We start from the raw sequence: 13,843 nt of genomic DNA, 5'->3' as shown, positions 1-13,843 counted from the left end.
TCCCCGTCGGGAACCCACGTCCCAACCGCCACGTTGATTCGGGCCGGGGCTCTGACGGGGGCGGCGGTCGCCGGGATCCTGTTGTCGGTCGGCGCGTTCCTGGGACTCTTCGTGCGGCCCAGCTCGGACGACTGGTGCGTCCTGTGGAAGGCCCGGGACATGGGCACCTGGGGCCTGATGGACGACTTCTGGAACACCCAGAACGGCCGCGTCTCCAACGCCTTCGTCTCCGGCCTGGTCTACGGCGACGGTCTCGCCGGCGTCAAGGTGCTGCCACTGCTGCTGTTGGTGTTCCTGGCAGCGGGTCTGTTCCTGCTCTACCGCACCCTGTGGGCGCGGCTCGGCTGGGAGGCGCCCGCGTCGGTGTACCTGCTGCTCGCGCTGATCACCACGTGCGCGGTCTTCCTGTCCATGCCGATCCCGTACCAGGCCCTGCTGTGGGCGCCGGCCACCATCTCGCACACCCTGCCGTTCGTGATCGGTGTCTGGAGCCTGTTCTGGTGCCTGACCGCCACGACGCCCAAGCGCCGGCAGGTGGCCGTGATCGGGATCGGGGTCGTCGGTCTGTTCATCGGCATGCTCAGTGAGCCGTTCACCGTCGTCTCGCTGGCCATGTGTGGTGTGGCCGCGCTGGTGGCACTGCCCGCCGCGATCCGCCGCAAGGAACGCTTCGCACTGCTGTGGAACGTGTCCGCCCTGGTCGGTCTCGTGGTCGGGCTGGGTCTGCTCTACACCTCCCCCGGGGCCAAGCTGCGCCGGGCCGCCACCGGCACGGGGGAGTCGGCGCTCGACCCGAAGGTGCTCAAGTCCGGGTATCACGAGTGGCTCAAGGTGCTGGACACGATCACCTCGACGTGGACGTATCTGGCCGTGGTCGCGATCGGCGTCCTGCTGGGCCTGGTGACGCGACGGCTGGTCGCGGACGGGCCCCTGCTGCCGGGGCCGACCTGGCTCAAGGCCGTGGTCCTGGTGCTGCCGGCGCCGATGTTCCTGGTGATCAGCTTCGGCGTCACCCTGTCGCTGCGCCTGGGCTACGGCCCCGGCGGGTGGTCCTACAGCCGTACGTGGCTCAACTTCCTCGGCCCCACCCTGGTCGTGCTCGGCCTGTGGGGCGTGTGCCTGGGCGTGGCGCTGCGGGCGTTGGCGGCCCGACGGGGCAACGCCGGACGCGCCGGCCTGGCGGTGATCGCCCTGGCGGCGGCGGTCTTCAGCGCCGTGTCCCTGGTCGAGTGGGCCGGGGTCATGCGGGACCTGACCAGGACCACGGTCACCCGGGCACAACAGTGGGACGCCGAGGACGCGCGCACTCGGGCCCAGGTGCGGGGCGGGGCGACGGTGGTGACCTACGATCCGCATCGGATCGGTGGCCTGGCCGAAGCCTTCATGGTGCCTCGGGCCAAGGACTGGGCCGCGGGATGCGTGGCCCGCTACTACCGGGTGGACGAGGTCGTGCGGCCCCGGAAGTGACTCCGGGACCGCACGAGCGGGCGTCGATCCGTCAGCGGTCGATCTCGTCGAAGAGGTCTTCCCAGCGGTCCAGCACCGCTTCCAGGGCATAGGGCCGCACGTGTTCGCGTGCGGCCTTGCCGTAGGTGCAGCGCAGTTCGGGATCCGCGATCAGCCGTTCGAGCGCCCTGGCCAGCGCCGGCATGTCCCCGGACGGGACGAGCACGCCGGTCACACCGTCGTCGACGAGTTCGCGCACACCGGCCGAGAGGTCGAAGCTGACCACCGGCACCCCGCACGCGGCGGCCTCGGCCAGCGCCATCGGGCGCCCCTCCTTCTCGCTGCTGAGGGCGACGATGTCGACCTCGCGCAGCGCCCGGCTCATGTCCGAGACCCGGCCGCGGAAGATCACCCGATCGGCGATGCCCAGCTCGACGGCGGTTTCCCGCAGGTAGTCCTCCTGCGGCCCGTCGCCCATCAGATGCAGTTCCCAGTCCTGGTGCGCATCACGGGTGGCCTCGGCGAAGGCCCACAGCAGCCGCTCCAGGCGCTTGATGCCCTCCAGCCGGCCGACCGCGGCCACCCGCCGGGTCCCCGCCGGTGCCACCGCGTCCGGGTAGAACGACAGCGGGTTCGGCATCACGCCCGCGTTGGGCAGCCGTAGCCGGGTGAACTCGTCGGCGTCGCCCTGGCTGAGGAACAGTGCCTTGCTCATCAGCGGGTAGTGCCGCAGGATCAGGTCCTTGTTCTCCGAGGTGCGGGCCTGGAGGAAGGACTCGTGGTACTGGCCGATGCCCTTGAGCTGCGGCCAGTGCAGCGGCAGGACCCAGTCCGCGGCCCACGGCGAGCCGAAGACGACGAAGCCCTCGGGTACGGCGTCGAAGCGTGCCTGGAGCTTGGCCCGGGCCTCGGTGCGCGCCGCCTTGTTGCGCCGGGCGCTCAGGTTCCGGGTCGGGCTGAGCCGCTCGGTCAGCGACTTGGCGTGCCAGGCCGCCGCCGGAGTGTCCGGATAGAGCGTGGTGTGCTCGTAGGTGGGCTCGTCGTGATAGCGGAAGGGCTCCGGGGCGGTACGGATGCCGACCACCTCGACGCGATGTCCGCGGCCGCCCAGACCCTGTGCCAGGGTGTGGATGACCCGCTGGGACCCTCCGAGCGAGTCGACGTCGATACCCACGAAGAAGACGTGGCGTGTCCGGGTGGTCCTCACTGCTGTTCCTCACCGAAGAAGGCGTCCACGACGGTCCGACTGGCATGACCGGTCTCATAAGAACAGAACATCGTGTGGAATTTCTCGTAACGCTCCGCGTATTCCTCGACCACAGGGTCGAGATCACGCAATACGTCGACCAGCTCCGACGTCTCGCGGAGCATCGGGCCCGGAGCGATCTCCTCCAGGTCGTAGTACGTGCCCCGCTCGCCGTGCTTGTAGTTCTCGTAGTCGTCGACGAAGAGCAGGATCGGGCGGCGCAGGTTGGCGTAGTCGAACATCAGCGACGAGTAGTCGGTGAGGAGCGCGTCCGAGGCCAACAGCAGGTCGTTGACATCCGGGAAATTGGAACCGTTGCGCACCACGTGCGCCAGTTCCGCCGGGACGGTGAATCGGTCGTAGTAGTGCGCGCGCACCACGATGATCCAGTCGTCGTCCAGGTTGTCGACCAGTTCGCGCAGGTCGACGCGGATGGAGGAGCCGGTGTTGCGTCCGCCGTCGCGGAAGGTGGGCGCGTACAACAGCACCCGCGCGCCGTCCGGGACGCCGAGCCGGTTCCGGGCCTCCTGGGCCCGCTCCAACTGCTCCGGTTCCTCCCAGCGCACCAGCACGTCGTTCCGGGGGTATCCGGTGCGCAGCAGGTCGCCGGTGTACTTGTTGGCCGGCACGAAGGTGCGCTCGAACTCCTCGCTGGGCGAGACCAACAGGTCCCAGCGATCCACCATCGCCTGGTGCTTGGACTGCGCGTCGTCCGCCGCGTTGCGCAGCGAGGGGACGTCGAAGCCCATCGTCTTCATGGTCTGGCCGTGCCAGGTCTGCAGGTAGTGCGTCTCGGGCCGCTTGGCGTAGATCGACGGGAGATTGTGGCTGTCGACCCAGAACTGCGCGCGCGCCATCGTGTGCACGTACTGCCAGCTTCCGCGCCGCACGAGCTTGACGCCCTCGGGGAAGGTCGAGGTGTCGCCCGCGTACGACCACACCACGTCGACCGGGCGCCCCTGGCGCACCAGCTCCTCGTGGATGTAGCGCGGGTTGTCCAAGTAGCCCTTGCCCTCGACCGATTCGAAGAGCACGAGCCCCTTGCGCACGGGCAGCCGCGTCAGCGCCCGGTAGATCGTGGCCTTGTTCTCGTGGCTGTTGAGCTTCTTGCGCGCGGCCTTGACCTTGCGCTTGATCCGACGCTGGATCGGACCCAGCCGCTTGACCTCCTTGAAGGCCCCCGTCCGGTCCCAGGTGATCTGGAAGCGCCCCGCACCGGCCGGCTCGCACTCGATCCGGACCGAATGCCGCTCGATCCGGCGGTAGGTGATCCGGCGGGCGAGCGGCGTGAACCCGAGCTGCCCGAGCAGGATGTTCGTGTTCGTCAGGTCGCCCTGGCGAAGGGTGACGGTGGGGTGGCGCCGGCCCACGAAACCGTTGATGCCCAGCGGCACATCGGCCAGTTCGAGGGTGACCTCGCCGGCGAACTCGCCGGGACCGTCCGGGAGCAACCGGAACGGAGTGCGCATGATGCGCCCGGTGGTCCCGAGATTCACCCGGGCTTCCACCGGTTCATCGCCCAGGAGCAGGCCCGGGTCGTAGGTGCGCAGGCGCAGGACGAGAGCCGTGCCCTCGGTGCGGAACGATTCGACCTCGTGCCGGAGAATCGCGGTCTCGAAGACCTGGTTCTCGTAGTGGCGTTCCGTCACGTCCAGGTTTTCCCGGGCCTCGGCCGTCTCCGGCACGACGCGACCCCAGTACGCGCGGTCGTCCGCCCGGGTCACATAGCGGGGGGCGACCTTGGGGCGACCCAGGATGCGGGCCTGCTCGACGGTCTCCTCCAGGCGCCCGGCCCGCAGCAGGTACAGGCAGATCCGCTCGTCGGGCGGCAGCAGCGCGTACGCCTCGTCGTTGAGCGTGGCCAGGTAGGGCACCGTGGCCTCGGCGAACCCGGCCACCCACTCCTTGGGCCGATGCGGGAGGTCGCCCAGGTAGAGCCGGAAATCGTGGCGCAGGAACTTGTGGTCCTTGGCGGTCTTCAGCGCCCGGCTCTGCCCGGCCTGCACGAAGAACTCGTCCACCAGCCGGGCCACCGTCATCCGGTCGACGACGTTCTGCATCTTGTGTCGACTGCTGGAGATCGAGAGCTTCTCGTTGGCCGCGGCCAGGTACCAGCGATAGACGACCCAGGGGACCACGACGAAGCTCTTGGCGAGGGAGAACGCCTGCGCGGAGAAGAGCTGGTCCTCGTAGTGGATTCCCACCGGGAAACGAAGGCCGTGCTCTTCGATGAATTCCCGGCGATACATCTTGTTCGTGGAGAGGTGGTCGAAGAGCATCTCGGGCTTTTCCTGGAGCCCGTGCACCACCTCTTCCTCGAGGAAGAGATCGGGATACCAGAGGGCGGTCCGCCCGGTCGCCTCGAAGTAACGTTCGACATCGCCGGTCGCGAAATCCGCGCCGCTCTTCTCCAGGGTGAGCAGCAGGCTCTTGCACGCGTGCGGAGGCAGTTCGTCGTCGCTGTCCAAAAACATCACGTACGGCGCGCGGGAAACCTCGATGCCCCGGTTGCGCGGCGCGCTGCAGCCACCACTGTTGTGCTCCAGGCGGACGTAGCGCACGCGCGGGTCGGCCGCCTCGAGCTCCCGGGCCACATCCGGTGTCGTGTCCGTGGAGCAGTCGTCCGCAATGATCACCTCCAGGCTGTTCAACGTCTGCGCGAGCACGGAACGCACTGCGCGGGGCAGCCGTTCTGCGTCGTTGTAAACGATGACGACCACGCTCACGTCTGGCGTGGAGGGTGATGACATTGCGGCTGCCTCCGGGTTGTGCGAACGACTCGAGCTGTGCCTTGAGGGCGCTTCGTCGACCGACCGGTGCGGTGGTCGATCGTGACGAAGTGGGGGGAAGTACCTGAAAAATGTACGCACGAGTTGCCTGGATCCTAGCCAACGGGCGGATCACCGGGCGAATGTCGCCCACCGGCGGGTGGCGCTGCGCCTCGTGGTGGAGACGCGTCGAACTCGCATTCCGGTTCCATCGGCGCGGCCGCTTTTCCCGGGCCCGGCGCCGGCGCCGGCGGGCGAGCCTGCCAGGATGGAGCGGGGCGGATCGGACGGTATCGAGGCTCCCCGTGATCGGCTAGCCTGTCTCGTTGTTTCGACCGGGGCTGCGCCCCGTCGACCTCTTTGACATCAAAGTTGCTCCGGCGACCGCTCGTAAGGAGTGATGGCGCCTGTCCACGGCACTGGTCATCACGGCGTCAACATCGTTGCCCTCCCCGGCCGGAATCGATCCGGCCGCGCTGCTCGCCGAACTCGCCGCGCTGACCCGGGCGGTGCCCGACGTGCAGGTCGTGCCCGCGGCCGGGCTCGACCCGCGGATCGCGGCCGACACCGACCGCATCGCGCTGGTCGATCAGCGCTTCGTCGGGCATCGGCACGCACTGCGACTGGCGATCGCGGACACCCGCTTCCCGGCCACGCACGTGCCCGGCGTGCTCGTCGTCGAGGGCGACGCGCGGGCCGAGGCCGGCCGCGTACTCGCCGAACTCGGCCGACTGCCCGCCGACATCAGCGTGCCGGACGCGATCGCCGAACGCATGATCGCGGACGGCCGCGTGTCGGTACGGGTCGTGCCGCTGGGCGACCTGGTCGCCGCCGTCCCGCACGGGCCCGTCGAACGCGAGCAGGCCCTGGCCGCGGTGGCGGCCGTGGACGAGGAACGCATCCGGCTGAACTCGGCGGTCAAGGCCCGCGACGGCTTCTTCACCACCTTCGCGGTGAGCACCTGGTCGCGCTACCTCGCGCGTTGGTGCGCCGGCCGGGGGCTGACGCCCAACCAGGTCACCGTCGCCTCGCTGTTCGTCGCGCTGGCCGCCGCGGCCGGTGCCGCCACCGGCACCCGCGCCGGCTACATCGGTGCCGCGCTCGGCCTGTACCTGTCCTTCGTGTTGGACTGCACCGACGGCCAACTCGCCCGCTACGCGGTGAGTTACTCGCGGATCGGCTCCTGGCTGGACGCCACCTTCGACCGGGCCAAGGAGTACGCGGTCTACGCGGGCCTGGCCATGGGCGCGGCCCGGCACGACGACGACGTGTGGACTCTCGCGCTGGTCGCCATGGTCGTGATGACCACCCGACACATCGTCGACTTCGCCTTCAACGAGACCCGGCGCGGCATCGGCGGCGGGGACGACGACAGCGCCGACGGCGGCGCCGGCGCCAAGCTCTCCGGCAAGTTGAACTCGGTCGGCTGGACCGTGTGGGCCCGGCGGATGATCATCCTGCCGATCGGCGAGCGCTGGGCGCTGATCGCCGTGCTCACCGCGACCACCACGCCGCGGATCACCTTCGTCGTGCTGATCGTCGGCTGCGTGCTGGCCGCCTGCTACACCTCGCTGGGCCGGATCCTGCGCTCGCTGCCGCGCCGCGCCGCGTTCGTCCCGCAGGTGGGCGAACACCTCGCCGCGCTCGCCGACAGCGGCCCGCTCGCCGAGGCGGTGGCCCGACTGCGACTGCGCGTGCCCGCCCCCGCCGCCGCGCTGCTGGGTACCGCGGCGCTGCTCGCCGTCCTGCTCGCGGGCGGTGCAGGCGAGTGGTGGGGCCTGGCCGGTGCCGGGGTGTACGCCCTGTGCGCCGGGGTGGCGATCGGCCGACCGCTGGTGCGTCGGCTCGACTGGGTGGTGCCGCCGGTGTTCCGCGCCGCGGAGTACGCCGCGATCACCATCCTCGCCGCCAAGGTGGCGCCCACCGCGGTGGGCGCGGCATTCGGCCTGGTCGCGGCCACGGCCTACCATCACTACGACACGGTGTACCGCCTGCGTGGCGGCTACGGGGCCCCGCCCCGGGCACTGGTGTGGCTGGTCCTGGGTCACGAGGGGCGTGTGCTCCTGGTGACCGTGCTGGCCGCGCTGGGCTCGGGGACCCTGCGCACCGGCCTGATCGTGACGGCCGTCGTGCTCGCGGCGATCGTGCTCACCGAGAGCGTCACGTTCTGGGTGCGCGGTGCGCGCCCGGACATCGAGGACGCCACTCCGGTGGGACCGGCTCCCACGGCCCCGACGCCGTCGTACCGCCCCCTGGAGGCCGCCGCCGCGGCTGCCTCCGATCGAACTGGAGACCTCTCATGATCGGCCTCGTTCTCGCCGCCGGCGCCGGCCGCCGGCTGCGCCCGCATACCGACACGCTGCCCAAGGCCCTGGTGCCGGTGGGCGCGCCCGGTGCGCCGGACAGCGAACGGTCGATCCTGGAGGTCACGCTGTCGCACTACGCCTCGGTCGGACTGACCGAGGCCGCGATCGTGGTCGGCTACTGCGGCGACGCGATCCGCGACCGGCAGAGCGTGCTGGAGAGCCGGTACGGCCTGAAGCTGCACATGGTCGACAACGACAAGGCCGAGGAGTGGAACAACGCCTACTCCCTGTGGTGCGCGCGGGACTACCTCGCGGACGGCGTGCTGCTGGCCAACGGCGACACGCTGCACCCGGTCTCGGTGCAGGAGACGATGCTCGCCGCGCGCGACACCTCCGGGTCCGGCGCCAAGGGCATCATCCTGGCCCTGGACACCGCCAAGCCGCTCGCCGACGAGGAAATGAAGGTCACCCTCGGCGAGGACGGCCGGATGCGCCGGATCACCAAGCTGATGGACCCGGCCGAAGCGGCCGGCGAGTACATCGGCGTCACGCTGATCGAGGGCCACGCGGCGCCCGCGCTGATCGAGTCGCTCCAGGCGACCTTCGAGCGCGACCCGCAGCTCTACTACGAGGACGGCTACCAGGAGCTGGTGAACCGGGGCGGCCGGGTCGACGTGCAGCCGATCAGCGCGCCGGACACCCGGGTGCCGTGGACCGAGATCGACACCACCGAGGACCTCACGGTCGCGCGGGAGATCGCGTGCCGGTACTGACCCGACTGGTTCCCACCCCGCTCACCGTCGACATCCGCGCGGGCGCGGTCGACGACCTGGCGGCCATCCTGGCCGACCGCCGGGTCTCGACCTCCGGCCGGATAGCGGTGGTGGTCAGCGAGGGCTCCGGCGCGCGACTGCGCGAACGCTTCGCGCCGCAACTGCCGGGCGCCGAGTGGTACAGCGTCGCCGGCGGCACCCTGACCGCCGCCGTCGACCTGGCCGACCGGATGCGCGGCGGGGCCTACGACGCGGTGGTCGGCCTCGGCGGCGGCCGGGTCCTGGACGCGACCAAGTACGCCGCCGCGCGCGTGGGCCTGCCCATGGTCGCGGTCGCCACCAACCTCGCCCACGACGGCATCGCGTCGCCGGTGAGCATCCTGGACAACGACGCGGGCCGCGGCTCCTACGGCGTGCCCACCCCGATCGCGCTGGTGGTGGACCTGGACCTGGTCCGCGCCGCACCGCAGCGCTTCGTGCGCTCGGGCATCGGCGAGTCGTTGTCCAACCTGTGCGCGGTCGCCGACTGGGAGCTCTCCCAGCGCGAGACCGGCGAGCCGGTGGACGGCCTGGCGGTCGCGCTGGCCCGCACCTCCGGCGACTCGATACTGCACCGCCCGGGCGGGATCGAGGACGACGACTTTCTCGTGGCCCTGGCCGAGGGCCTCGTACTCTCCGGCATCGCGATGTCCGTGGCCGGCACCACACGTCCCTGCAGTGGGGCCTGCCACGAGATCTCGCACGCGATCGACCTGCTCTACGGCGAGCGCGACGGTCACGACGGGCTGCACGGCGAACAGGTCGGCCTGGGTGCCGCGTTCGCCACGTACCTGCGCGGCGACGTCGAGCTGACCAAGCTCTTGACGAGCACTCTCGATCGGCACAAGCTGCCGGTCGTGCCGGAGCATCTCGGCTTGACCATCGACGAATTCGTGGCGGCGGTGAGTCACGCGCCCCAGACCCGTCCGGGACGCTTCACCATCCTCGAACATCTCGACCTCGACAATGACGCCATCCGGGATTCGGTGACCGAATATGTCCACACCTACGGCGGCTGAGCTTCGCTCGGTCGTACACCCCGAGGGCCTGCTGGACCGGCGCAGTGGCGAACACTGGGCCGGGCGCATCTACATGCGGCAGATCTCCCTCCAGGTCACCCGACGCATCGTCGGGACCCGGGTGACGCCCAACGGGCTCACCTACATGATGATCCTCGCGGGCATCGCCGCGGGCGCCGCGCTGATCCTGCCCGGGATCGCCGGCCCGCTCGCGGCGCTGATCCTGGTGCAGCTCTACCTCCTGCTCGACTGCGTCGACGGCGAGGTGGCCCGCTGGCGCCGGCAGACCTCGGTCACCGGTGTCTACCTCGACCGGGTCGGCCACTACCTCTCCGAGGCGGCGCTGCTCTCCGGCGCCGGCCTGCACGCCGCCGGCGTCCTGGACGGCGGTGGCTTCAACGGCTACGCGACGCTGGGCGTGGTCGCCGCGCTGGGCGCGATCCTGATCAAGTCGGAGACCGACCTGGTCGACGGCGCCCGGGCCAAGAGCGGCCTGCCGCCCGTGCAGGACGCGGCCGCCGTGCCGCGTTCCTCGGGGGCCGCCTCGGCCCGCAAGCTGGTCGCCTCGCTCAAGTTCCACCGCCTGGTCGGCGCCGTCGAGGCGTCGATCTTCCTGCTTCTGGCGGGTCTGCTCGACCTGGTGCTCGACGACGGCGGCCTGCTGTACAGCAGGATCGCGGTCGGCGCGCTCGCCGCCATCGCGCTCCTGCAGACCGTGCTGCACCTGATCAGCGTGCTCATGTCGAGCAGGCTCCGGTGACCGCCGCGGCTGCCCAGGGGCGGCGCACCGGCGACGGCACCGCGGCGGATCGCATCACGCTCGGCGCGGTCGTGCTGACCATGGGCGACCGCCCGGTCGAGCTGGACCGGCTGCTGCGCTCGGTCGCCGACCAGGTCGGCGACCCGATGGCGGTGGTCGTGGTGGCCAACGGCGGCCCGCTGCCGGAGCTGCCCGAGGGCACGGTGGGCATCCCGCTGCCGAAGAACGTCGGCATCCCCGCCGGCCGCAACGTGGGCACCGCGGGGCTGCCGGCCGGCACCGACGTGGTGCTCTTCCTCGACGACGACGGCCGCCTCGGCGGCACCGACGCCGGTCGGTTGTTGCGCGAGGCGTTCGCGGCGAACCCGCGCCTGGGCATCGTCAGCTTCCGGATCGTGGACCCGGAGAGCGGCGAGACCCAGCGCCGGCACGTGCCCCGGATCCGGGTCGGCGATCCGCTGCGCTCGGGGCCGGTGACCACCTTCCTCGGCGGCGCCAGCGCGGTGCGCGCGGCCGTGCTGGAGGAGGTCGGCGGACTGCCCGACGACTTCTTCTACGCACACGAGGAGACCGACCTCGCGTGGCGCGCGCTCGACGCCGACTGGGAGATCGAGTACCGCGCGGACATCGTGCTGGAGCACCCCAGGACCAGCCCGGCGCGGCACGCGGCGTTCTTCCGGATGAACGCGCGCAACCGGGTCTACCTGGCCCGCCGCAACCTGCCGTGGCCGATCGTGCCCGCCTACCTGGGCACCTGGGTCGTGCTCACCGCCGCCCGCCGGCCGTCCAAGGAGAACGCCCAGGCCTGGCTGGCCGGCTTCCGCGAGGGCTGGAAGACCCCGAGCGGCCCGCGCAAGCCGATGTCCTGGCGGACCGTCTGGCGAATGACCAGGCTCGGCCGTCCGCCCGTCATCTGACAGGCTGGAATTCTCGTACCGTTTCGATTTCGATCCGACGCAGACGAAAGTGTCAACGTGGCCAACAGCGCGCAGGCCGACACCCTGAGCCCACAGGGGACATCGGCGCCCCCCGGTTCGTCCGAACCTCTGGCGGATCTCGCCGCCCGCTACAAGCTGACGGTCAGCGGCGCCCGACCGGGGCTGTTCTCGTACACGAAGCAGCTCTGGGCCCGGCGCCACTTCGTGGTCGCCTTCGCCAACGCCAAGACCCGGGCGACCTACAGCACCGCCAAGCTCGGCCAGGTGTGGCAGGTGCTCACCCCGCTGCTGAACGCGGCCGTGTACTACCTGATCTTCGGCTACCTGGTGAAGACCAAGGGCGGCATCGAAAACTACGTCGCCTTCCTGGTGACCGGCGTCTTCGTGTTCACGTTCACGCAGAGCGCGGTCCTCGCCGGCAGCCGGGCGATCAGCGACCAACTCAACCTGATCCGCGCGCTGCACTTCCCGCGCGCGTGCCTGCCGATCTCGTTCACCATCGTGCAGCTCCAGCAGCTCTTGTTCTCCATGGTCGTGCTGTGCGCGATCGTGCTGGGCACCGGTGAGCCGCTCAGCCTGAAGTGGCTGCTGATAGTGCCCGCGTTGCTGCTGCAGTTCGTCTTCAACGTCGGCCTGAGCCTGGTGCTGGCCCGCATCGGCGCCGTGATGGTGGACATCAAGCAGTTGCTGCCGTTCATCCTGCGCACCTGGCTGTACGTCAGCGGCGTCTTCTACAGCCTGGACAACTACACCAAGGACGCACCGTCCTGGGTGGCCCGGGTGCTGGAGGCCAACCCCGGCGCGGTCTACATCGAGCTGGTGCGTGACGCGCTGATCGACAGCCACACCGACATCCCCCTGCACACCTGGGGCTACGCGGTCGGCTGGGCGATCCTGATGGGCTTCGGCGGTTACGTGTACTTCTGGAAGGCGGAAGAGAGGTACGGCCGTGGCTGAGCAGCCGGCAATCATGAGTTGGAGCGAGGTCACCGAACAGTCCGAGGTCGAGGTGCCCGAACAGAGCCAACCGCAGGAACCGAAGCAGGCCCCCAAGCCGGCGGAGATCCCGCCCACCGTCGTGGTCGACGACGTGCACCTGATCTACCGGGTGCACGGGGCCTCCTCGGGCAAGGGCAGCGCGACCTCCGCGCTGTCCCGGCTGGCGCTGCGCAAGAAGGCCACCGGCGTCACCGAGGTGCACGCGGTGCGCGGCGTCAGCTTCGTCGCGTACAAGGGCCAGGCGATCGGCCTGATCGGCCGCAACGGCTCCGGCAAGAGCACGCTGCTCAAGTGCATCGCCGGCCTGCTGCCGCCGACCACGGGCAAGATCTACAGCGACGGCCAGCCGTCGTTGCTCGGCGTCAACGCGGCGATGATGAACGACCTCACCGGTGAGCGGAACATCATCCTGGGTTGCCTGGCGATGGGCATGACCCAGCAGGAGGCCGAGGCCAACTACGACGAGATCGCCACGTTCTCCGGCCTCAACGCCTACAACGGCAAGGACTTCACCAAGCTGCCGATGCGCACCTACTCGTCCGGCATGGCGGCCCGCCTGCGGTTCTCCATCGCCGCCGCGCGGACGCACGACGTGCTGATGATCGACGAGGCGCTGGCCACCGGCGACCGCGAGTTCCAGCTCAAGAGCGAGGCCCGGATCCGCGAGCTGCGCAAGGAGGCCGGCACGGTCTTCCTGGTCAGCCACAGCATGAAGTCGATCCGGGACACCTGCGACCGGGTGATCTGGCTCGACCAGGGCGTGATCAAGATGGACGGGCCGATGGAGCAGGTCGTCAACGCCTACGAGGGCAAGTAGCGACATCGCGCCACCCGCACGTCCGCACCACCAGTACGACCAGCACCACCCGCACCACAATGCACCACGCGAAGGGGTTCACCGGTGTCCTTGCAGGTCCTGGCGGAGAGTACCGACGACAACCTCGACATCGAGATCCTGCGGGACGTCAACGGACTCACCGAACACACCTCATGGGCACACGGGGGCATGGAGTTCATGGGCGAGTACGGCATGTTCGCCGTACTCGCCGTACTCGCCCTGCTCGCGTGGTGGCGGGCCCGCTCCCGCCCCGACCACACCGCGGCCATGGCCGGCCTCGTCTGGGCCCCGCTCGCGGCCCTGGTGGCGGAGCTGGCGAACGCGCCGCTGCGCGAGTGGGTGAACCGGCCGCGTCCGTTCCTGAGCCACGACGGGCTGCACGTGCTCGTCGCAGGCAAGACCGACCCGTCCTTCGCCTCCGACCACGCGCTGACCACGATGGCGTTGGCGGTCGGGATCCTGGTGGTGGACCGCCGGATCGGGATCCTGGCGGTGCTCGCCTCGGTGTTCACCGGTTTCTCCCGGCTGTACGTGGGCGTGCACTATCCGACCGACGTGCTCGCCGGGTTCGCGCTCGGCGCGCTGGTCGCGCTGGTCGGGTCGATGTTCATGGGTCGGGTCCTGGAACCGGTGGTGCGGCTGGTCGAACGCGGGCCGCTGCGTCCGCTGGTGGCGGCCGAGCCGCGCCCGGCCGGATGACGGCGACGCGGC

At 70.3% G+C, this 13,843-nt stretch carries 11 protein-coding genes; 9 read left to right on the top strand and 2 right to left on the bottom strand.

Features of this window, described 5'->3' with window-relative positions:
* Positions 1-33: 33 nt before the first annotated feature.
* On the top strand, positions 34-1,467 hold the full coding sequence (locus ACH4U8_RS35775; RefSeq protein ID WP_360319248.1) for a DUF6056 family protein: 1,434 nt from the start codon (positions 34-36) through the stop codon (positions 1,465-1,467).
* A gap of 31 nt (positions 1,468-1,498) precedes the next feature.
* Here the strand turns inward: ACH4U8_RS35775 and ACH4U8_RS35770 are convergent, their stop codons facing one another.
* A complete protein-coding gene (locus tag ACH4U8_RS35770; RefSeq protein ID WP_360319250.1) occupies positions 1,499-2,653 on the bottom strand; it encodes a glycosyltransferase in 1,155 nt (384 codons plus the stop codon).
* Positions 2,650-5,418 carry a CDP-glycerol glycerophosphotransferase family protein gene (locus ACH4U8_RS35765; RefSeq protein ID WP_360319252.1) on the bottom strand — a complete coding sequence of 923 codons (2,769 nt, stop codon included), beginning with the start codon at positions 5,416-5,418 and terminating at the stop codon, positions 2,650-2,652. Before ACH4U8_RS35765 ends, ACH4U8_RS35770 begins: the two co-directional genes overlap by 4 nt.
* A gap of 503 nt (positions 5,419-5,921) precedes the next feature.
* Between ACH4U8_RS35765 and ACH4U8_RS35760 the strand changes: the two genes are divergently transcribed.
* From ACH4U8_RS35760 to ACH4U8_RS35725, 8 genes are all read left to right on the top strand, one after another.
* A complete protein-coding gene (locus ACH4U8_RS35760) occupies positions 5,922-7,763 on the top strand; it encodes a DUF5941 domain-containing protein (protein WP_379988307.1) in 1,842 nt (613 codons plus the stop codon).
* A complete protein-coding gene (locus ACH4U8_RS35755; protein ID WP_360319254.1) occupies positions 7,760-8,539 on the top strand; it encodes a phosphocholine cytidylyltransferase family protein in 780 nt (259 codons plus the stop codon). Before ACH4U8_RS35760 ends, ACH4U8_RS35755 begins: the two co-directional genes overlap by 4 nt.
* Positions 8,527-9,597, top strand: a complete 1,071-nt coding sequence (locus ACH4U8_RS35750) for an iron-containing alcohol dehydrogenase family protein (RefSeq protein WP_395782506.1) — start codon at positions 8,527-8,529, stop codon at positions 9,595-9,597. The genes ACH4U8_RS35755 and ACH4U8_RS35750 overlap by 13 nt, the downstream gene beginning before the upstream one ends.
* Positions 9,575-10,357 (top strand): CDP-alcohol phosphatidyltransferase family protein, encoded by a 783-nt coding sequence (locus ACH4U8_RS35745; protein ID WP_360319258.1) that lies wholly within the window; start codon positions 9,575-9,577, stop codon positions 10,355-10,357. The genes ACH4U8_RS35750 and ACH4U8_RS35745 overlap by 23 nt, the downstream gene beginning before the upstream one ends.
* 80 nt (positions 10,358-10,437) lie before the next feature.
* On the top strand, positions 10,438-11,274 hold the full coding sequence (locus ACH4U8_RS35740) for a glycosyltransferase family 2 protein (protein WP_395782580.1): 837 nt from the start codon (positions 10,438-10,440) through the stop codon (positions 11,272-11,274).
* 57 nt (positions 11,275-11,331) lie between these two features.
* Complete coding sequence (locus ACH4U8_RS35735) at positions 11,332-12,252, top strand: ABC transporter permease (protein WP_360319260.1); 921 nt, start codon at positions 11,332-11,334, stop codon at positions 12,250-12,252.
* 13 nt (positions 12,253-12,265) lie between these two features.
* Positions 12,266-13,111, top strand: a complete 846-nt coding sequence (locus ACH4U8_RS35730) for an ABC transporter ATP-binding protein (RefSeq protein ID WP_379988308.1) — start codon at positions 12,266-12,268, stop codon at positions 13,109-13,111.
* Between the two features lie 84 nt (positions 13,112-13,195).
* The gene (locus ACH4U8_RS35725; protein ID WP_360319262.1) at positions 13,196-13,831 is read left to right on the top strand and encodes a phosphatase PAP2 family protein; all 636 of its coding nucleotides are present in this window, start codon (positions 13,196-13,198) and stop codon (positions 13,829-13,831) included.
* Positions 13,832-13,843: the final 12 nt, after the last annotated feature.

Origin of the sequence: Embleya sp. NPDC020886 (genome assembly GCF_044333915.1) — a bacterium.
Classification (GTDB): Bacteria; Actinomycetota; Actinomycetes; order Streptomycetales; family Streptomycetaceae; genus Embleya.
The sequence above is the reverse complement of the archived record's forward strand: the minus strand, read 5'-3'. Positions and strand labels throughout refer to the sequence as shown.

Bases quoted from the DNA above. Each gene is read 5' to 3' on its own strand.
- ACH4U8_RS35755 (WP_360319254.1), top strand. From the start codon at position 7,760: ATGATCGGCCTCGTTCTCGCCGCCGGCGCCGGCCGCCGGCTGCGCCCG.
- ACH4U8_RS35745 (WP_360319258.1), top strand. From the start codon at position 9,575: ATGTCCACACCTACGGCGGCTGAGCTTCGCTCGGTCGTACACCCCGAG.
- ACH4U8_RS35740 (WP_395782580.1), top strand. From the start codon at position 10,438: ATGGGCGACCGCCCGGTCGAGCTGGACCGGCTGCTGCGCTCGGTCGCC.
- ACH4U8_RS35730 (WP_379988308.1), top strand. From the start codon at position 12,266: ATGAGTTGGAGCGAGGTCACCGAACAGTCCGAGGTCGAGGTGCCCGAA.